Genomic DNA, 19631 nt, shown 5'->3' with positions numbered 1-19631 from the left:
GTGGATCGTGATCTCTGGTCCGGGCTCGCCGTCTTCGCGGCCATCGTCGAGGCGGGCAGCTTCGCCCGGGCGGCCGTCCGGCTCGGCCTGTCGGCCTCCGCGCTCAGCCATTCCATGCGGTCCCTCGAGACGAAGCTCGGCGTGCGGCTCCTCGACCGGACCACACGCTCGCTGGCGCCGACGCAGGCCGGCGCGGACCTGCTGCTGAACCTGCGCCCCGCCATGGCGGCGGTCGAGGAGGCGCTGGGCGGCCTGGACGCCGCCCGCGCCCGGCCCGCCGGCCGCATCCGGGTCAATGCGCACCGCACCGCGGCCGTGCACGTCGTGCTGCCGCGCCTGCCCGCCTTCGCGGCCGCCTGCCCGGACGTCTCGGTCGAGCTCGCCGTCGACGACGGCCTGACCGACATCGTGGCCGAGCGGTTCGATTGCGGGGTCCGGCACGAGGTCGAGCTGCAGCGCGACATGATCGCGGTCCGCATCAGCGAGGCCGTACCGCTCGTCTTCGTCGCCGCCCCGGCCTACCTGGCGGCTCACGGCGACGTGCGGGAGCCGGGGGACCTCGGCCGGCACCGCTGCCTGTGCTACCGCTACACCTCGTCCGGCACGGTCCACGTCTGGGAGTTCGTACGGGACGGGCACCGGCTCGAGCGCGCGGTGCCCGGCGCCTTCGTCACCAACGACGTCGGGATCATGCGGGATGCCGCGCTCGCCGGCCTCGGCGTCGCCTGCCTGCCGCTCGCCTGCGTCGAGGACGGGATCGCGGCCGGCGCCCTCGTCGAGGTGCTGGCCGGGTGGGCGCCGGTCCTGCCGCCCAACCACCTGTACTACCCGAGCCGCCGCCAGCCGAGCGCCGCGTTCCGGGCCTTCGTCGAGGCGATGCGTACCTGACCCGACGCCTACCGGCTCCGGAGGTAGTCGAGCATCGTCCCGGCATCCGAGACCGTCAGGCCGACGCCCGGCGGGTCGTCGCGAAAGCCCGGCTCGACGAACATCTTGACGATCCGGCCGTCCTCGACATGCATCGCGTAGCGCCAGCTGCGCATCCCCATGCCCTGGCGGCCGCGCTTGACCAGCATGCCCATCTGGCGCGTGAAGTCGGCATTGCCGTCGGGCAGCATGAACACCTTCTCGATGCCCTTGGACTTCGCCCATTGGAACATCACGAAGGCGTCGTTGACCGACAGGCAGATCACCTGGTCGATGCCGAGGGCGGAAAAGGCGTCGGCATGCTGCTCGTAGCCCGGCAGGTGGTCGTCCGAGCAGGCCGGCGTGAAGGCGCCGGGGAGCGCGAACAGCACCACGCTGCGCCCGCCGAACACCTCGGCGGTGGCGAGGTCCTTCCACTCGAACGGGTTAGGACCGCCGAGGGCGTCGTTCCTGACGCGGGTGTGGAAGGTCACGTCCGGGACGGTGGCGGGCGGCATCGGAACCTCGCGGGCTGGGGGAGCGGGACACGGATCGCGCACGACTGAAACGCGCGCCGCGAGATTAGCCCCGGAAACCCTTCGCCGTCACGGCAAAACCGGCACGCCGCGCCAGATCGGACCGGTCTTTTGGGAACACCCTCCGGGATGCAGACAAGTCGGGCCCAGGCATCGGCAGTTCGCTTGCCCGAAGATCGGACAGGGCCATGCCACTCCCACCGTGCACGCGATCGTTCCGTAAGGATCCCGCGACAAAGTCGCGCTCCGGGAAGTCGTGCACTATCCTTTGGGGTTGGTTGATATCCCTCGCCCGTGCCTATCTGGTCAGGAGGATGGAGGCCTGACCGCGTGTCGCGAGGCTGAGCCAGCGGCTAGGAGGCCCCGGATGGTGGACATATCGGAGAAGCCGGACCTCGGCGGGCTGGGGCCGGCCGTGACCTCGCGCGGCCCGCGCGCCGTGAACGACACTCATTCCGACATCTTCTTCGCCGCCGTCGAGACGACGCGGATGCCGATGATCGTGACCGATCCGCACCAGCCGGACAACCCGATCATCTTCGCCAACCAGGCCTTCCTGCGCATGACCGGCTACACGCCGGAAGAGCTCGTCGGTACCAATTGCCGATTCCTGCAAGGCCCGGAGACCGATCGCGAGACGGTGACCGAAGTGCGCCGCGCCATCGCCGAGCGCAAGGAGATCGCCACCGAGATCCTGAACTACCGCAAGGACGGCTCGACGTTCTGGAACGCGCTGTTCGTCTCGCCGGTCTACGACAAGAAGGGCGACCTGGTTTACTTCTTCGGCTCGCAGCTCGACGTGTCGCGCCGGCGCGACGCCGAGCTGGCGCTGCACCAGGCCCAGAAGATGGAGGCGCTGGGCCAGCTCACCGGCGGCATCGCGCACGACTTCAACAACCTGCTCCAGGTCATCAGCGGCTACACCGACGTGGTTATGGCGCTGGCCGAGCACCCGACGATCGACGTGAACCGGCTGCTCGGCGCCGGGGCGGCGATCCGCGCCGCGACCGACCGGGCGGCACGGCTCACCCACCAGCTCCTCGCCTTCGCCCGCAAGCAGCGCCTCGACGGGCGGGCGCTCAACCTCAACAACCTCGTGCGCGGCATGAACGAGATCACCGGGCGCACGCTCGGCGATCACGTCGTCATGCGCACCGACCTCTCGCCCGAGCTCTGGAACTGCCGCATCGACCCGACCCAGGCCGAGGTGGCGCTCCTCAACGTGCTGCTCAACGCCCGCGACGCGATGCCGGGCGGCGGCACCGTGACGATCAAGACCGAGAACCTGACCATCGACGACGAGATGGGCCTGCTACTGATGGTGCGGCCGGGCCCCTACGCGGTGGTGCAGGTGCAGGATACCGGCCTCGGCATGCCGGCCGAGATCCTGGCCCGGGTAATGGAGCCGTTCTTCACCACCAAGGAGGAGGGCCGCGGCACGGGTCTCGGCCTCGCCATGGTGTACGGTTTCGCCAAGCAGTCCGGCGGCACCGTGCGGATCACCTCCGAGGTCGGCAGCGGCACCACCGTGCGGCTGCTCTTCCCGGCCACCGACCAGGTCGTCACCGCCGAGCGCCGCCCGGCGCCGCGGGCCGCCGACCGCAGCGGCACCGAGACCATCCTGGTGGTCGACGACCGGGCGGACGTCGCCGACACCGCCAAGGTGATCCTGGAGGATTTCGGCTACACGGTGCTCGTCGCCCACGACGCCCGGCAGGCGCTCGACCTCCTCGACGAGAGCGAGAAGGTCGACCTCCTGTTCTCCGACCTGATCATGCCGGGCGGCATGAACGGCGTGCTCCTCGCCCGCGCCGCCCGCGAGCGCCAGCCCCGCATCCGGGTGCTGCTCACCACCGGCTACGCCGAGGCCTCGATCGAGCGCACCGATGCCGGCGGCAGCGAGTTCGAGATCATCAACAAGCCCTACCGCCGCATGGAGCTGGCGCGGCGGGTGCGGCTGGCGCTCGATGGGCCGACGGGGGTGGGGTAGCAAACCCCGCGCCCGCCGTCGCAGGGCCGGCCCGGTGCCGGGCCGGCTTGCGCTCGGGGCGCCTCGTCAGAGCGTCTTGGCGAGATGGACCGCGACGCCGCCCCGGAACGGCTCCTCGCGCTCGACGACGAAGCCCGCCCGCCGGTAGAACTCGACGTTGCCGGCGAAGGCCGGGTTCGTCACCAGCTTGATCGCGCCGTGCCCGAGCGAGCGGGCGACGTCCTCGGCCCGCCGCAGCATCGCCCGGCCGAGGCCCTGGCCGTGATGGGCGGGGGAGACCGCGAGGTTCTGGACCCAGAGATGGTCGGGCCGGGGGATCGTCTCGACCAGGGCGACGAGCGCGCCCTCCCGCTCCAGCAGGTCGAAGCGGTGCAGGCGAACGGCCTGCGCGTAATCGGCCGTCATCGGCACGGGCTCCCGGCCGATCACCGGCACCCACTTCGCGTAGGCCGCCCGCACCAGGGACCGGATCGCCGGGACGTCCGCCTTGGTCGCGGGGCGCAGGGTCCGGAGGGCGAGCGCCTCCGGCGGGGTCGCGACGGCCGTCACCTCGACCTCGATCAGCGCATCCGGCCGGGCCAGGCCTGCGACGACGAGGACGGTGACGGCGGCGGGCGTGTCGGAGGCCCAGCGCGCCCGCCGCATCGCGCCGAGCCCCGGAAGATCGCCGGAACGGGTGAGGAAGAACGTCGCCTTGGCGATGTCGGGCCGTCCCATCCCGGCCGCCGCGAGCAAGGCCTCGACGTTGTCCATCGCCTGCCCGAGCTGCCCGACGAAATCCTCGCGCATCCGCCCGTCCGGCGCGACGCCGAACTGTCCGGACACGAAGAGGCTGCGGCCTGCCGGGACCTCGGCGGCATGGGTGTAGATCGTGCGGAACGGTTCCGGCACGGTCCAGACGCTCGGCGGGTTGATGGTCTTCACGGGTGTTCGCCTTCTTGCGCCCCGGCCCCGAGGGATCGGGCTCCACCGCACGGGGCAGGTGACGCCCCGCCGCGCTCACGGCCGCGAGGCTCGGGAGGACGCGATCCGGTGTGGGTGCAAGCGAGCAGCGCGAAGGCCGCTCAAGCTGGCGAGGAGCTACGCGCCCCCGTCACGCCGACCGCGTCGAACGCAGCGTCGGCCTCGGACGGTCATCGTCGGGCGGGTCGGGCTCATGCGGTGACGCTAGAGGAGATTTTCTACCAGGGCAACGGAAACCCGGGTGTGGCACGCCTCCGCCGTCAGAAGCTGTAGCCGACGCGCAGGCGCATCTGGTGCCGGTCGAAGCTCGACAGGTCGAGGGGCCCGGGCGCGTCGACCGACCGCCCGGCGACCTGGACGCCCCAGGTGAACGAGGCCCAGGCCCGCGGCGACAGGGTGGCGTAGAGGGTGGGCCCGAAATAGACCGCTTCGCCGACGAGCCGGCCGAGGGCCGGGCCCTCGTAGGCCCGGGAGTAGCGGACCTCGGCGCCGGCGAAGAGGCCGGGCGAGACCCGGTAGGACAGCGCCCCGGACGCCTCGAGACCCGATCCGAGCACCTGCTCGTCCGTGGCCTTCGGCCGGGTCGACGAGACGGTGAAGCCGAGATTGACCGCGGCGACCAGGGCTCCGGGGATCAGCTCCCGGTCGGCCAGCAGGGCGACATCGGTCCCGAAGCTGCGTGCCGGCGCACCGGAGCCGCTGTCGACGGTGCCGTAGCCCGGCACGATGCCGAGCGTCAGGCCGAACGGCGCGGCGCGGCGGTCCATCAGGCGCAGGCGGGTCTCGAGGAAGCCGCCGTTGATGCCGCCGGTGGTCCGGGCCGGGGCATCCGGCGCCCCGATGTCATTCCCGATGGCATGCCTGATGTCATGGCCGTTGAAGGTGAGGCCCGGCGCGAGGCGGAAGTCGTTCGTCAGCGGCACCTTCGCGGCGAGGCCGCTGTCGACGGCGAGGAAGCGGCCGAGGCGCCGGCCGAGCCGCCCGCTCGTCTCCCATTCGAGCTCCGCCTCGCCGGGCACGCCGAGGTCGCTGCCCTCGGTGAAGCCGAACAGGTGCTCGCTGTCGAGGTCGCCGGGGGTGAGGTTCTCGGCGGCGGTAGGCAGGGACTGGGCGCGGGCGGGCGAGCCCGCCATCCCGGCCGCGAGGCAGGCCAGGACGAAGCCGGGCAGGACGGAACCGGGCAGGACGAAGCCTGCCATGCGGTAGGGAGGCGGGACACGGGCATGGCACATGGCAACGGCTCATCATTATAGCTATTGCTATAATTGATAGGCCTGACCATTCCGCTCGTCAACGCCTTCCGGCCGGGCAGGCTTGGGGGTGCCGCATCGTCCGGAGCCCCCCGCCGCGTGATGCCGCCTGGCTGGTCCCGGCTCGATTTCAAGATCTGGCCGGCCGCCTGCGACGAGAAACGAGCCCGACGGAATGTCGCGCTCCGCCGCGCGCAGTCACGCGATTCGCCCAGGAACCCGCATCCCGATCATATGTTATCGAGACATTCACCGCGGCGCGCCGCATATCACGGGAGATACGGATATGGCCGACAAGAAGCAGCAGTCTCAGTCGAGCAATACTGACGACAACGGTCGCCATAACCATAAGAATCCCGATGCGCCGAACCAGGGCACCGTCCAGCACTCGGATGACGGCCGGTTGAAGGAGAACCGCGACAAGGGCATCCATCGCGGTGACAAGGAATAAGCGTCGAGACCGACCGGAGCAGGAGGGCCGCCGAAAGGCGGCCCTCTCTTTTTTGGCAGCGGCCTGCGAGACCGGAAGCGAGGGTCTCGCCCTCACCCTGCCGGCCGGCCGTTGCGCCAGGGGCGCAAGGCGTCGGGAATGCGGAAGTCCCGCGGCACCGCGAAATCGCGGGCGGCGCCACGGACGGCGGCGAGGCCGCGGGGGAAGCCGCTGCGGTGATGGTACTCGTAGGTCCCGGGCGGCGGCAGCCGTTTGTCGGCGGTCAGCCCCTGGACGCAGACGATGTCGGCGAGCGTCACCCCGGCCACTGCGGCGGTCGCCAGCGCCAGGGTGCCGGCGCGGGGATTGTCGCCCTCGAAGCCGGTCGCCAGGGTGGCGAGGTCGAGGGCGTCGCCCGCGACCCGGCCCCAGATCCACGGCGTCGGATCGTGGCTCATCAGGATCGCCGCGCCGGTGGCAACCTCGCGGGCGCCGTAGGCCTGGACCAGGGCCTCGCGGCCCTCCATCCCGAGCGCCCGGCACAGGGCCCGGGGCGCCAAGATCTCGGCGAGGCCGAGGCCGATCGAGAACCAGCCGAGGCCGCGGGCGAGCGCGTCGTGCGCCGAGCGGGAGCGGGGGTCGACGGAGCGGTTCGTGCGCGCGTGGTTCATGGTTTTCCCGCTCACGGCTTGATCACCACCTTGATGCAGCCGTCCTGCTTGTCGCGGAACGTGCGATACATCTCCGGTCCCTGCTCGAGGCCGACCGTGTGGGTGATGACGAAGGACGGGTCGATCTGGCCCTCCTCGATCCGCCGCAGGAGGTCGTCGCTCCAGCGGTTGACGTGGGTCTGGCCCATGCGAAAGGTCAGGCCCTTGTTCATCGCCGCGCCGAACGGCACCTTGTCGATCAGGCCGCCATAGACGCCGGGGATCGACAGAACGCCGGCCGGCCGGCAGGCCATGATCATCTGGCGCAGGACGTGCGGCCGGTCGCTCTCCAGCATCACCGCCTGCTTGGCGCGGTCGTAGATCGCATCGAGCGAGGTGGTGGCGTGGGCCTCCATTCCGACCGAATCGATGCACTTCTCCGGCCCCTTGCCGCCGGTCATGTCGTTGAGGCGCGCCACGACGTTCGATTCCCGGTCGAAGTCGATCGTCTCGGCGCCCCCGGCCCGCGCCATCGTGAGGCGCTCGGGCACCCGGTCGATCGCGATGACGCGGCGTGCCCCGAGCAGGATCGCCGAGCGGATCGCCATCTGGCCGACCGGGCCGCAGCCCCAGATCGCCACCGTGTCCTCCGGCTGGATGTCGCACTGGACCGCCGCCTGCCAGCCGGTCGGAAAGATGTCGGAGAGGAAGAGCAGCGTCTCGTCGGAGAGGCCGCGCGGCACCTTGATGTGGGTCGCGTCGGCGAAAGGCACCCGCAGGTATTCGGCCTGGCCCCCGGCATAGCCGCCGGTGAGATGGGTGTAGCCGAACAGGCCCGCGGTGGTGTGGCCGAAGGCAGCCTCGGCGAGCTTGGCGTTGCGGTTGGTGCGCTCGCAGACCGAGAAGTTGCCGCGCTTGCACTGGTCGCACTGGCCGCAGATGATCGTGAACGGCACGACGATCCGGTCGCCGACCTTGAGCGCCTTGTTGTCCCGCCCGACCTCGACCACCTCGCCCATGGTCTCGTGGCCCATGATGTCGCCCGACTTCATGCCCGGCATGAAATGGTCGTAGAGGTGCAGGTCCGAGCCGCAGATGGCGCAGGCGGTGACCTTGATGATCGCGTCGCGGCCGTCCTCGATCGTCGGATCGGGAACGGTGTCGCACCGGATATCCGCGGTGCCGTGCCAGACGAGGGCCTTCATGCCGATCGGTCTCCGAGGCGCGTGCCGCGGAGGCCGGGATTGGCGGTCCGCGCACGGGCCGCCCCGGCTCGGGGGTACATATACCCCCTACCGGTAAGCGGCGATGCCCGGACAACCGATCAGGGTTGGGCCCGTTCCGTGGAGCCCGGCTCGGAGATCTAGCGCGGGCGGGGCGCCGCGCCGCCGCGGCGCAGCTCCAGGGTGGCCCAGCCCTCGATCAGCCGGCGCCGGCGCAGGCGGAAGCCCTGCGCGGCATAGGCCGAGAGCACGCCCGGCACGTCGCGGGGGATCAGGCCCGACAGGACCAGCGTGCCGTCCGTCGCCACCGCGCGGGCGAGGCTGGGGGCGAGGCCGCGCAGCGGCCGGGCCAGGATGTTGGCGAAGACGAGGTCGTAGCCGCGGGCGACCCGGGCGAGCGGGTGGCGCAGGCCCGGCGCCTCGTAGAACGCCATCAGGTTGGCCATGCCGTTGAAGGCGGCGTTGGTGCGGGCGGTGGCCACCGCCTCCGGGTCGAGGTCGCCGGCGATGACGCGGCTGTGCAGCAGGCGCGCGGCGGCGAGCCCCAGGATGCCGGTGCCGGTGCCGACATCGAGGACGCGCTGGGGCCGGCGGCGCTTGACCTCGTCGACGAGGGCGAGGAGGCAGCCGAGCGTGGTGCCGTGGTGGCCGGTGCCGAAGGCGAGCGCCGCCTCGATCTCGATCGGCAGGTCGTTCGGCTGGACCCGGCCGCGGTCGTGCGAGCCGTGGACCAGGATGCGGCCGGCGCGCACGGGCTTCAGCCCCTCGAGGGAGGCGCGGACCCAGTCCTGCTGGTCGATCGCCGCGAAGACCGCCTCGTCGGCGGCGTCGCCGAGGATCGGGCGGATCAGCTCGCGCACCGCCTCCTCGTCGGGTTCCTCGGAGAAGTAGGCCTCGAGGTGCCAGGTCTTGCCGTCCTCGGCCTCGAAGGCCGCGACCGCGGTCTCGGTCGGGTCGAACACCTCGCCGATCAGGTCGGTCATGGCGCGGGCCGCGCGCTCGCTCGTATCGAGACGGAGCACGTGGGTCGGGCGGTGGGGCGGCAGGCCTTCGAGCATGCCCGCGCCAATAGCATCCGCGCCGCCCGCCGTCACCGCCCCGTCACGCCCCTCCGGCAAGAGGGCGCCGCGGCCGGCCCACCGGTCGCCCCGGCCCGCTGTGGCACTCACGCCACACTCGCCCTGCCCCTGCGGAAGAGCCGCGTGTCGCGACGGAACCGCAGCACCGGGTCGGCGTTCATAGCGGCGCCGGTCGCCAGAAACCGGCCGTCGAAGGATCGTGCGATGCGTACCCGACTCCGCGAGCAGGTCGAGCCGGAAGTTTCCGCAGAGACCGCTCACCTCCCCGCCCGCCCGGCTCCCTCCCGGGATGCGGCCCCCTGGCGCCGCGCGGCGCCGCTCACCGCCGAGGATACGGCCCTGCCGGGCCGCATGCTCATGCTGCTCAGCCGGCTCCATCGGAGCGAGCTGGAGCTGAAGGCGCAAGCCGAGCAGGCCGACGCCGCAGGCCGGGGCGCCTGAGACCCAGGCTCCCGCAGGGCCCTGGGTGACCTCCCGCAGGGCCCCGGGCGACCGCACGACGGTCACCCGGGGTCCGCGCGGGCGAACCCGCCCGACCTCCGTCCGTCAGGCGCCGAGGCGCGAGCCCAGGCGGGCATCCGGCACGTAGCCGCGATTCCAGGTCGGGCTGATCACCACCTCGTTGAGGCAGACGTGCCCGGGGCGCGTCGCCACGAACAGGATCAGCGCCGCCATGTCGTCGGGCTGGAGCATGCGGGCGCGGTCCTCGGGCGTCACCGGCACCGGGCGCTTGTCGAGGATCGGGGTCGCGACCTCGGCCGGGCACAGCACCGTCGAGCGGATCCCGTTGACGCATTCCTCCATGTTGATGCTGTGGCTCATCGCCACCACGGCGTGTTTGGCCGCCGTGTAGGCCGGCCCGCTCACCGGGCTGACGAAGCGTCCGGCCCAGGAGGCGGTGTGGATGAGCACGCCGTCGCCCTGGGCGCGCATCAGCGGCAGCACGGCGAGCGAGGCGTAGAACGCGCTCGACAGGTTGGCGGCGATGACCTCTTGCGCGCCCTGCGGCGACAAGGCGTCCCAGCGCCGCTCGCGCACGTTGCTGCCGGCATTGTTCACCAGCACGTCGAGACGGCCGAAGCGCTCGCCGATCCGCGCGACGATGGCACCGACGCGGGCCGCGTCGGTCACGTCGCCGGCCTCGACTTCCGCCGCGCCGCCGGCCGCGGCGATGCGCGCGGCGAGTTCTTGCAGCGGTTCCCGGCGGCGTCCGGTGAGGACCACCCGGGCCCCTGCGCCCGCAAGGGCCAGCGCCGCCGCCTCGCCGATGCCGCTGCCCGCACCCGTCACCCAGGCGATCTTGCCCGCGAGAGGTCCTGCGAGCGGCTGGCCCGCGCGTTCATCCGTCATGTCCGTCTCCTCCCGACCTGGCGCGGGAGGCCGACGGCTCCCGCCGCGGGCGGCGTCGCATTCGCGCTCCCGCCCGGGGACCTGTCTGCCAAGCCTCCGGCGCCCGGCGCAAGGGTGCAGGCCGGGATATCGAAGACGGGACGGCGGCCGCGACGGTCGAGGCACGCGAGAGGATTCGAAGAAGAGGCGCCGAGGGTGACGCGCGGGGGTCTCTCCCGGCGAGCCGCGGGGCGACCGGCGACGGCATCGAGATGAGACGGAGCACGGGCTGGGCTCCTCCCCGCCGACGGGGGACGGAGGGTAACCCGCACCTTGCCTGTCGCTGATTTCCGCGAGCCGGCCGGGCGCGGGAGACGGCTTGGCCCGCCCAGGGAACCGGCCTCGTCAGTGCAGGTAGCCGAGGAAGAACAGGATCAGGATGATCGGTATCGGTATGCCGATCAGCCAGAGCAATCCGCCTTTCATCATCGTCGCCTCCATCGCTCCACGATACTCATATGGAGTAATAATGAGGTGGCAGCTGCCCCGGTTCCGGCTTCTGGGCCAGGTTCTGCCACGCTCGGCGCGATAGAATCGATCCTCTCGACAGGGCCACGCCAGCAGAATTAAGCTCCGGCATACGATGGGGTCGCGGGATGAGGATCGTCTCGTCGATCCAAAGCCCTTCGCGAGCAGGGCACCATCATCGCTGGGAACGCAACATGGCCGAGATCAAGATTGTCGCGGGCAGTTGCGGGAAGGGACGCGGCCAGTATGAGGCCGGCGTCTTTACGACGCCGGACGGGATCGAGCGTGGCGTTGATACGGTCGTCACAATCGAGTCGCATGGCGGCGTCGCGGGTGAGCGTGGCTGGGGTGAGCAAGTACTGACCGGACTCAAGGGCAGCCTAGGCTTGGCATCGACGCTCGACCTGACCGGCGCTGCGGGCTTGGCGGCCTCGGCTTTGGCGGCGGTCGAGGCGGACGAGAGCCAGCCCAAGGCCCTCGTCGAGATCGCCTTCGCGGATGGCGGCTTCGTCGTCGCCCTCGCGGATACGCGGCTGGCTGCCCTGGTGATCCATGATCGCGACGTGCTGCGAGTCGGTTTCGCGCGTGCAGCCCTCAGAGTCGCGGCCCTCCCCGCCCCCGAGGCTCCGTCCGGCCATGCGCTGCAAGTGGCAGGCGATGCGGTGCAAGCCGCAGCCGAGGCCGCCAGCGCCGGATTAGCTTCCGCGTTCGGCGTCGTGCGTCGGTCGATCCGCCTGGAGCGGGGCTGAGCGGCAGTCACGCCGCCCGCTCGGTCCCGCCGGTGCCCGGGGCGATGCCGACGCGGTCGCGGCCGCGCGCCTTGGCGTCGTAGAGCGCCGCGTCGGCGCGGGCGATCGCCGCGTGGATGTCGGCGTCCTGCCCCGCGACCATCGCGACGCCGATGCTGACCGTGACCGCGATCGTGCCGCCCGGATGGGTGACCGTCGTCTCTCGCACCGCCGCGCACAGGCGCCCGGCGATCAGCACCGCCTCGGCGGAGCCGAGGCCGACGAGCAGGACCACGAACTCCTCGCCGCCGAAGCGGGCCACGGTGTCGGAGCCGCGCACCGCCTCCGCCAGCAGGGCGCCGACATGGCGGATGACCGCGTCGCCGGCATCGTGGCCGTGCTCGTCGTTGACGCGCTTGAAGTGGTCGATGTCGATCACGAGCACCGCGGCGCCGCGGCCGCTGCGGCCGATGGCGAAGGCCTCCTCGGCCGGCACAACGAAGCCGCGGCGGTTGAGGAGCCCGGTCAGCATGTCGGTGCCGGCGACCTGGCGCAGGGCCTCGATCTGGCGCCGGTAGAAGGCGGCGACGCGGGTCGAGCGGTCTGTGGCGTCGCTCAGCTCGCGCTCGGCGGTGCCGATCCGCCGCAGGAGCGCCTGCAGGGAGGCCGACAGCTCGCGGAACTCCCGGGCGTGATCGAGGTGCGGCAGGGTGGTGGCGTCGGGCTCGCGGCCGATCCGGTCGGCCGCCACGGTCATCCGGCGCAGCGGGGCGGCCACGCCGCGGCCGAGGCACCAGGCCAGCACGACGCCGACCAGGGCCACGGCGGCGCCGAGGGCGAGGAGCGGACGGATCGACCGGTGTACCGGGGCGAGGATCCGGGCCTGCGGGCGGGTCGCCACCACGATCCAGCCGAGGGCGGGATCGCCGCTGGCGATCTCGGCCCGCTCGCCCCTGGCCGCCGAGGCGAAGCCGGCCCGTATCGCCTCTGCGCCGAGTTCCACCGCGAAGGTGCCGCTGCCGCGCTCGACCATGCCGCCGGTCAGGGCCGGACCGAACGGCACCGCGCCGACCTGGGGCCCGAGCAGCACCCGGCCGCGCCGGTCGAGCACCCACAGTTCGGTGCCGGGGGCCGCCGTCTCGAGCAGGCGCTTGCGGACGCGCGAGGCCCAGTCCCAGCTCAGGTGCCCGCCGAGGACGCCGATGACCGTGCCGGCGGCATCGCGCACCGGGGCGGCGAGGTCGACGAGGCGCAGGGGCTCGGGGCCGGCGCGGTGGAGGAGGCGGTTCAGCAGCACCGCCTCGTGGACGTCGCCGACATTGGGCTGGGTCAGGCCGGCCTCGAACCAGGTCCGGCCGTTCATCGCCACGCCTTCCAGCATCCCCTCCGTGCCGATCGTCACGCGGCCGTCGGCGGCGACGAAGCCGAGCCAGGCATAGTCCGGGGCGGTCGTGCGCATCGCCGCGAGGACGCCGCGGGCGGCCGCCGGATCGGCGGTCCAGCGCTCGCGCAGGAGCGCGAGGCCGGCCACGACCTGGATCTCGCGAAAGCGCTCGCGCAGGGTGGCGTCGAGGCTCTCGGCCATGCCGCCGGCGAGGCGCTCGAGGCGCTCCTCGGCCAGCCGCACGGCGCTGCGCCGCTCGAGCCAGATCGCCCCGCCCACCGTCGCCCCCACGAGGGCGAGGCAGAGCAGCCCGACGAGGGCGGCGAGCTGGTGCTCGAATCGCAACCGGTTTCTGAACGACAAGAGAGGGACCTCCACGGCGGAAGCCCGTTCTCGCCGGTCCCTCGAAACGATCGGTGCAGCCGACCGTTCACATTTGAACGATCTTTACGCCGACGGGTCGAAGGTCGACAGTTCCACCGCCGGCAGGCGGCCGCGGCTGTGCAGGCGCCGCTCCTGCGCACCGCGCTCGGCGGCGTCGGTGAGCTGGGTGATCAGGGCGCCGGCGGCCCCGAGGGGGATGAGCAGGAAGACCGTACCACCATCCGGCCCGCTCACCTCGGCCGCCAGGGTATCGCCGCCGTCGATCGTGCTGACGGCCGTGATGCTGGTGATCGCAAGGACCCGAGGTCGTGCGTCGTCGGTCATGTCCGCCACTCCTGCGGCATTGAATGCCACGAAAGCGGCCGTCGGCAATTTCTAACACGTCATAGGTTGAAGAAAATCCGCCCGCATTGGCGGAGTTTCGCCCTAATCCGATTGGCCAAGCCAATCGGGTGCGAGAAAAAGCCTCGCACCCGGTAGCGCGTCACGGCGCCGCGCAGGCGAGGCCGGCCCCGTCGGCCCGCGGCACCTGCGGGTAGGCGCAAACCGGGCGCGACCACAACGCCGACCCGCCGGCATCGCGCTTCGTCGCCACGAGTTCGCGCGGCGCCTCGCCGGCCTCGACCCAGCGCTCGAGCGCGGTCAGGGGATCGATGCCGGTGTCGGCGATGCCCGGCCCCTCGGTGCCGATGCCGCAATGGTCCATTCCCGGCACCATGAACAGGCGCGCGGTCTGGCCCAGGGCGTCGAGGCCGCCCGCACCCTTCGCCAGCGCCTCGTAGAAGGCGACCGTCATGAACGGCGTCACCAGGGAATCGGCCCAGCCGTGATAGATCAGAAGCTTGCCGCCGGCCTCGCGAAAGGCCGAGAGGTCGGCGACCGGGCGGACCGTCGCGCTCGCCGGGTCGTAGGTGGCGGCATTGTAGGTCTGCGCCTGCGGCGCCAGCCGGGCGGGGTCGGCGGAAAAGTCGAAATCCGCCACCCGGTAGCCCGGCCCGGGCGAGGGCCAGAACGCCATGTAGCGCAGGAAGTCGCCGGCAAAGAGCGGCAGGATCGCCGGTGCGTTGCCGAGCCCCGTGAGCCAGCGCGGCCAATGCGCCTCCGAGCCGAGCGGGATGCCGCCCGGATAGAGCGCGCGGCCGGAGGCGTCGGTCGGGCCGGCGTACCACTTCTCCAGCACCCCGATCTCCGCCTCGCTCAGGCATGCCTGCGCGGGGCCGCCGGTGCAGCGCAGCGACGCGGGCTCGAAGCGGCATTGCCGCGGGTCGGCGACGAGGCCGCCCTGCTCCTTGGCCCCGCAGGCGGCGGCGACCGCCTCGGTCACGAGCCTGGCCCGCGCCGTCGTCAGGATCGGCTTGCCGTCCGGGCCGGTATTGGCCTTCGCCACCCAGGCAAAGCCGGTGGCGACGAGGCCGGTATAGTCGAGGGCCGGCGCCCCGCTGATGATCCCGTCGAAGTCCTTCGGGTATTTCAGCGCCTCCATCGCCGCCATGCGGCCGCCGGTGGAGCAGCCGGCGAAGTAGGATTTCCGTTGCGGCCGGTCGTAGAAGGCCCGCACCAGCACCTTGCTGACCCGGGCGGTCTCGGTCACGGCGCGCTGGCCCCAATCCATCCGGGCGACGAGGTCGCCGGCGGCCCAGCGTCCGTCGGCCGAGCCGGTGCCCCAGTGGCCGCCATCCATGGTCGAGGCGGCGTAGCCCCGGCGCAGGCCGTAATTCATCGCGTTGGTGAAGCCGGGGGCGTCCGACAGGAGCGTGCCGCAGAAGCCGCCGCAGCCGGTGCCGTAATACTTGCCGTTCCAGTCTCGCAGCGGCAGCCGCACCTCGAAGCCGATCGCCGGCCGCACCGTACCGAGCACCCGGCAATAGGCCGGCAGGTCGCCGGAGGCCGGCACCTCGGCGGCGGAGTGGAGGTTCACCGCCTCGATCCTGAGATTGGCGAGCGCACCGCACTCTCCGGCGAGCGCCGGCGCCGCCATCGGGCCGCCGGCGAGGCCGGCCAATAGCCCAGCCAAGAGGCCGGCCGCGATTCCGAAACTCCGCCCCATCGGTCCCCTCCCCGCTTTTCGGCGAGCTTAGCGGCAACCTCTTGCGCCGTCGCCGGGGGAATGCGCTACACCGGCCGCCAGAAAACGAGACATCAGGGCGGAACGCGCGATGGCAGGCACCACGGCCGGCAGTGGTTTCGAGGATTTCGGCAGCTACGACTACGTCGTGGTCGGGGCGGGCTCGGCGGGCTGCGTGCTCGCCAACCGCCTCTCGGCGGATCCACGCCGGCGGGTGCTGGTGCTGGAAGCCGGCGGGCGCGACAACTGGATCTGGTTCCACATCCCGGCCGGCTACCTCTTCGCCATCGGCAACAAGCGGGCGGACTGGCTGTTCACCACCCAGGACGAGGCCGGCCTGAACGGCCGCCGGCTCGCCTATCCTCGAGGCAAGGTCATCGGCGGCTCCTCGGCCATCAACGCGATGATCTACATGCGCGGCCAGGCCGCCGACTACGACGGCTGGCGCCAGCTCGGCCTCGACGGCTGGGGCTGGGACGACGTGCTGCCCTACTTCCTCAAGCACGAGGACCACATCGCGCCGCCGAACAGCTTCCACCGCTCCGGCGGGGAGTGGCGGGTCGAGCCGCCGCGGATCCGCTGGGCGATCCTCGACGCGATCCGCGACGCCGCGGAGGCGGCCGGCATCGCCAAGATCCCGGACTTCAACACCGGCGACAACGAGGGCTCGTCCTACTTCCAGGTCAACCAGCGCCGCGGCCGGCGCTGGAGCGCGGCCCGCGGCTTCCTCAAGCCGGCCCTGAACCGCCCGAACCTGCGGCTCGAGACGGGCGTGCATGTCGAGCGGGTGGTGATCGAGGGGGGACGCGCCGTCGGCGTGACGTTCGAGCGCGGCGGACGCCGCTACCTCGCCCGGGCGACCGGCGAGGTGGTGCTCTCGGCCGGCGCCGTCGCGACCCCGAAGCTCCTCGAACTGTCGGGCATCGGCGACGGGGCGCGGCTCCGGGGCCTCGGGATCGACGTCGCGCATCACGCGCCGGGCGTGGGCGAGAACCTGCAGGACCACCTGCAGATCCGGCCGGTCTACAAGGTGACGGGGGTGCCGACCCTCAACCTGACCTACGCCAACCTGATCAAGCGCGGCTGGATGGGCGTCGAGTACGCGCTGTTTCGCACCGGGCCGCTCACCATGGCGCCGAGCCAAGTCGGCGTGTTCACCCGCTCCTCGCCCGACTACGCCACGGCGAACCTCGAATACCACTTCCAGCCGCTCTCGCTCGACAAGTGGGGCGAGGGCCTGCACCCGTTCGGGGCGTTCACGGCGAGCGTGTGCAACCTTCGCCCGTCGAGCCGCGGCAGCGTGCATGCGGGCAGCCCCGACCCCGCAGCGCCGCCGGAGATCCGGCCCAACTACCTCTCGACCGAGGAGGACCGCCGGGTGGCGGTGGATTCGCTCAAGCTCACCCGCCGCATCGTCGCCCAGGCGCCGCTCGCCCGCTACCGGCCGGAGGAGCACCTGCCCGGTCCCTCGATCGCCAGCGACGCCGACCTGCTGCAGGCGGCGGGCGACCTCGGCACCACGATCTTCCATCCCGTCGGCACCGCCCGAATGGGGGCCGACCACGATGCGGGCGCGGTGCTCGACGCACGCCTGCGGGTGCGCGGGGTGCGGGGTCTGCGGGTCGCCGATGCCTCGGCGATGCCGCGCATCACCTCGGGCAACACCAACTCGCCGACGATCATGCTGGCCGAGAAGGGCGCCGCGATGATCCTGGAGGATGCCGGGTGAGGCGCTACTCGGCGGCGATCAGCACCGGGGCGGCGGCCGGGCGGCCCTGCGACAGGTAGATCAGGCAGGAACAGCGCAGCAGCGAGGCGAAGTTGCGTACCTCGCCGTGGCGCTCCAGCACCTCGTCGTGCAGCTTGGTGGCGAACTTGGCGACGCTGAGACCCTCCTGGCGGGCGATCTCCTCCAGGATGGTCCAGAACGCGGTCTCGAGGCGAAGCGAGGTGCAGTGCCCGCCGATCCGCAGCGAGCGCGTCTCGTAGGCGTAGCGCTCCGGCGTCTGCTCGGCGAAGATCCGGCACATGGGGGCGTCCTCCTCGTTTGTCTCGTTGATCCAAGAGTACGGAGGCGGGGGCCGGGTCGGCAAGCCGCCGATGCGTCGCGGGCGAGGCGGTCGCGGGGTTGCGATCGGCGGTGCATCCTGCCATGCGCACGACCCGGCATTCGTCACGATGTCGACAAATGCACCGTCCGCGCTGACGCTGCGTCGAGAAAGAAACCCGAGCGGGAGGACACGGATGGCGGAGAGCATGACGGACGGGTTGATGCGAACGAAGCCCATCGACCGCCTGCGGCAGGACGCAGAGGGCAGCGGCCACGCCCTGGAGCGGACCATCGGGCCGCTCAGCCTGATCGGGCTCGGCATCGGGGCGATCATCGGCGCGGGGCTTTTTTCGCTCACCGGCATCGCGGCGGCGGAGAATGCCGGTCCGGCGGTGGTGATCTCGTTCGCCATCGCGGCGATCGGCTGCGCGCTCGCCGGCATGTGCTACAGCGAGCTCGCCAGCATGATCCCGGTCTCGGGCAGCGCCTACACCTACGCCTACGCCACGATGGGCGAGTTCGTCGCCTGGATCATCGGCTGGGACCTCGTCCTCGAATACGCGGTCGGCGCCGCCACCGTTTCGGTGAGCTGGTCAAAATACGTCGCCAGCCTGCTCCAGGACTGGGGCATTACCCTGCCGCCGCGGCTGCTGCACTCGCCGTTCGAGATGATCACGCTCGCCGACGGATCGAGCGTGCACGGCCTCGTCAACCTGCCGGCGGTGCTGATCCTGTGCCTGATCTCGCTGCTGCTGATGCGGGGCGTGCGCGAATCGACCCGGGTCAACAGCGTGATCGTCGTGATCAAGGTCGCGGTGGTGCTCGCCGTGGTCGGCGTCGGCCTGTTCTACGTCAAGGCGCAGAACTACGTGCCGTTCATCCCCGACAACACCGGCACCTTCGGCGAGTACGGCTGGAGCGGCATCATGCGGGCGGCCGGCGTGGTGTTCTTCGCCTATATCGGCTTCGACGCGGTCTCGACGGCGGCGCAGGAGGTGAAGAACCCGCAGCGCACCATGATGGTCGGCATCCTCGGCTCGCTGGCGGTCTGCACGGTGCTCTACATCGCCTTCGCGGCGGTGCTCACCGGCCTCGTCCCCTACGCCTCGATGAAGGGCGACGCGGCGCCGGTCGCCACCGCGATCAAGCAGACGCCGTTCCCCTGGCTCCAGACCCTGGTGACGCTCGGCGTGATCGCGGGCTTCACCACCGTGATGCTGGTGCTGCTCTACGGCCAGTCGCGGGTGTTCTACGCCATGGCGAACGACCGGCTGCTGCCGAAGTTCTTCGCGGCGATCCATCCGACCTGGCGCACGCCGTACCGCTCGAACCTGTTCTTCATGGTGTTCGCCGCGCTGCTCGGCGGCCTGACGCCGATCAGCACGCTCGGCCACATGACCAGCATCGGCACGCTGCTCGCCTTCATCATCGTGTGCGCGGGCGTCGTCATCATGCGCCGCACCCACCCGGACGAGCCGCGCGGCTACCGGGTGCCGCTGGTGCCGGTCGTGCCGGCGGCCGGCATCCTGGTCTGCCTCGCGATGATGCTGTCCCTCGACGGCGAGACCTGGCTGCGGCTGGTGGTCTGGCTGGCGATCGGGCTCGCGATCTACTTCGGCTACGGCCGGCGCCACAGCCGGGTCGGCCGCGACGCGGCGCGCTGATCGCCTTCCCCTGGCGGGACGGGCCGGGACCGGGCTAGATCCCGGTTCGCACGCCAGGAGAGCATCATGGAGATCAACCGGAGCGGATCCCGCCCCTCGCAGGCGGGGTCCGCGGAGTACTTCACCGGCCGGGTGCGGATCGATCCGCTGATGAGCCCGGGCGAGCCGGCCCGGGTCGCCGGCGCCCACGTCACCTTCGAGCCGGGCGCGCGCACGGCCTGGCACACCCATCCCCTCGGCCAGACCCTCGTCGTCACCGCGGGCCTCGGCTGGGCCCAGACCGAGGGCGGCGCGATCGAGGAGATTCGTCCCGGCGACGTGGTGTGGTTCAAGCCCGGCGAGCGCCACTGGCACGGGGCGAGCGCCACGACCGGGATGAGCCACATCGCCATCCAGGAAAAGCTCGATGGCAGCGCCGTGACGTGGCTCGAGCCGGTCACCGACGCCGAGTACGGCGCCCGCTAAGAGAGGA

General features: G+C 71.7%; 19 protein-coding genes. 8 read left to right on the top strand and 11 right to left on the bottom strand.

The genetic code is table 11. The features are described 5' to 3' along the window. On the top strand, positions 1–888 hold the full coding sequence (locus V3T34_RS13380; protein WP_331369189.1) for a LysR family transcriptional regulator: 888 nt from the start codon (positions 1–3) through the stop codon (positions 886–888). Between the two features lie 8 nt (positions 889–896). On the opposite strand, the gene V3T34_RS13375 is transcribed toward V3T34_RS13380, so the two are convergent. Next, the gene (locus V3T34_RS13375) at positions 897–1424 is read right to left on the bottom strand and encodes a peroxiredoxin (protein ID WP_305078831.1); all 528 of its coding nucleotides are present in this window, start codon (positions 1422–1424) and stop codon (positions 897–899) included. A gap of 385 nt (positions 1425–1809) precedes the next feature. Between V3T34_RS13375 and V3T34_RS13370 the strand changes: the two genes are divergently transcribed. Further along, complete coding sequence (locus V3T34_RS13370; RefSeq protein ID WP_060848127.1) at positions 1810–3432, top strand: hybrid sensor histidine kinase/response regulator; 1623 nt, start codon at positions 1810–1812, stop codon at positions 3430–3432. A gap of 66 nt (positions 3433–3498) precedes the next feature. Here the strand turns inward: V3T34_RS13370 and V3T34_RS13365 are convergent, their stop codons facing one another. Together V3T34_RS13365 and V3T34_RS13360 are read right to left on the bottom strand one after the other, a co-directional pair. Further along, entirely contained in the window at positions 3499–4356 is an 858-nt protein-coding gene (locus tag V3T34_RS13365; protein ID WP_305078830.1) for a GNAT family N-acetyltransferase, read from the bottom strand. Positions 4357–4655: 299 nt separating this feature from the next. Beyond that, the gene (locus V3T34_RS13360) at positions 4656–5627 is read right to left on the bottom strand and encodes a hypothetical protein (RefSeq protein ID WP_305078829.1); all 972 of its coding nucleotides are present in this window, start codon (positions 5625–5627) and stop codon (positions 4656–4658) included. Positions 5628–5931: 304 nt separating this feature from the next. Here V3T34_RS13360 and V3T34_RS13355 point away from each other — a divergent pair, with 304 nt between their 5' ends. Further along, positions 5932–6096 carry a hypothetical protein gene (locus V3T34_RS13355; protein ID WP_167543933.1) on the top strand — a complete coding sequence of 55 codons (165 nt, stop codon included), beginning with the start codon at positions 5932–5934 and terminating at the stop codon, positions 6094–6096. A gap of 92 nt (positions 6097–6188) precedes the next feature. Here V3T34_RS13355 and V3T34_RS13350 read toward each other — a convergent pair whose 3' ends face one another. The 3 genes from V3T34_RS13350 to V3T34_RS13340 form a co-directional block, all read right to left on the bottom strand. Continuing rightward, positions 6189–6746, bottom strand: a complete 558-nt coding sequence (locus V3T34_RS13350) for a cyclase dehydrase (RefSeq protein WP_305078828.1) — start codon at positions 6744–6746, stop codon at positions 6189–6191. An 11-nt stretch (positions 6747–6757) separates the two neighbouring features. After that, positions 6758–7930 carry a zinc-dependent alcohol dehydrogenase gene (locus V3T34_RS13345; protein ID WP_060848129.1) on the bottom strand — a complete coding sequence of 391 codons (1173 nt, stop codon included), beginning with the start codon at positions 7928–7930 and terminating at the stop codon, positions 6758–6760. A gap of 158 nt (positions 7931–8088) precedes the next feature. Then, positions 8089–9006, bottom strand: a complete 918-nt coding sequence (locus V3T34_RS13340; protein ID WP_060848130.1) for a 50S ribosomal protein L11 methyltransferase — start codon at positions 9004–9006, stop codon at positions 8089–8091. A gap of 225 nt (positions 9007–9231) precedes the next feature. On the opposite strand from V3T34_RS13340, the gene V3T34_RS13335 reads away from it, so the two are divergent. Continuing rightward, entirely contained in the window at positions 9232–9468 is a 237-nt protein-coding gene (locus V3T34_RS13335; protein WP_060848131.1) for a hypothetical protein, read from the top strand. Positions 9469–9573: 105 nt separating this feature from the next. On the opposite strand, the gene V3T34_RS13330 is transcribed toward V3T34_RS13335, so the two are convergent. Beyond that, entirely contained in the window at positions 9574–10377 is an 804-nt protein-coding gene (locus V3T34_RS13330; RefSeq protein WP_305078827.1) for an SDR family oxidoreductase, read from the bottom strand. Between the two features lie 701 nt (positions 10378–11078). Here V3T34_RS13330 and V3T34_RS13325 point away from each other — a divergent pair. Continuing rightward, positions 11079–11633, top strand: a complete 555-nt coding sequence (locus tag V3T34_RS13325; RefSeq protein WP_305078826.1) for a hypothetical protein — start codon at positions 11079–11081, stop codon at positions 11631–11633. 7 nt (positions 11634–11640) lie between these two features. On the opposite strand, the gene V3T34_RS13320 is transcribed toward V3T34_RS13325, so the two are convergent. The 3 genes from V3T34_RS13320 to V3T34_RS13310 form a co-directional block, all read right to left on the bottom strand. Continuing rightward, positions 11641–13359 carry a sensor domain-containing diguanylate cyclase gene (locus tag V3T34_RS13320; RefSeq protein WP_305078825.1) on the bottom strand — a complete coding sequence of 573 codons (1719 nt, stop codon included), beginning with the start codon at positions 13357–13359 and terminating at the stop codon, positions 11641–11643. A gap of 84 nt (positions 13360–13443) precedes the next feature. Beyond that, a complete protein-coding gene (locus V3T34_RS13315; RefSeq protein WP_060848135.1) occupies positions 13444–13704 on the bottom strand; it encodes a hypothetical protein in 261 nt (86 codons plus the stop codon). Between the two features lie 160 nt (positions 13705–13864). Beyond that, on the bottom strand, positions 13865–15427 hold the full coding sequence (locus tag V3T34_RS13310) for a tannase/feruloyl esterase family alpha/beta hydrolase (RefSeq protein WP_305078824.1): 1563 nt from the start codon (positions 15425–15427) through the stop codon (positions 13865–13867). Between the two features lie 109 nt (positions 15428–15536). Between V3T34_RS13310 and V3T34_RS13305 the strand changes: the two genes are divergently transcribed. Continuing rightward, complete coding sequence (locus V3T34_RS13305) at positions 15537–17174, top strand: GMC family oxidoreductase (protein ID WP_305078823.1); 1638 nt, start codon at positions 15537–15539, stop codon at positions 17172–17174. A 4-nt stretch (positions 17175–17178) separates the two neighbouring features. On the opposite strand, the gene V3T34_RS13300 is transcribed toward V3T34_RS13305, so the two are convergent. Continuing rightward, positions 17179–17475: a ribbon-helix-helix domain-containing protein gene (locus V3T34_RS13300; RefSeq protein WP_048429858.1), complete on the bottom strand. Its 297-nt coding sequence runs from the start codon at positions 17473–17475 to the stop codon at positions 17179–17181. A gap of 241 nt (positions 17476–17716) precedes the next feature. Between V3T34_RS13300 and V3T34_RS13295 the strand changes: the two genes are divergently transcribed. Together V3T34_RS13295 and V3T34_RS13290 are read left to right on the top strand one after the other, a co-directional pair. After that, positions 17717–19159: an amino acid permease gene (locus V3T34_RS13295; protein WP_236012801.1), complete on the top strand. Its 1443-nt coding sequence runs from the start codon at positions 17717–17719 to the stop codon at positions 19157–19159. Between the two features lie 66 nt (positions 19160–19225). Further along, positions 19226–19624: a (R)-mandelonitrile lyase gene (locus V3T34_RS13290; RefSeq protein WP_060848139.1), complete on the top strand. Its 399-nt coding sequence runs from the start codon at positions 19226–19228 to the stop codon at positions 19622–19624. Positions 19625–19631 lie beyond the last annotated feature (7 nt).

Origin of the sequence: Methylobacterium ajmalii (assembly GCF_036448855.1) — a bacterium.
Taxonomy (GTDB): Bacteria; Pseudomonadota; Alphaproteobacteria; order Rhizobiales; family Beijerinckiaceae; genus Methylobacterium; species Methylobacterium ajmalii.
This window is presented reverse-complemented; position numbering and strand designations above follow the sequence as displayed.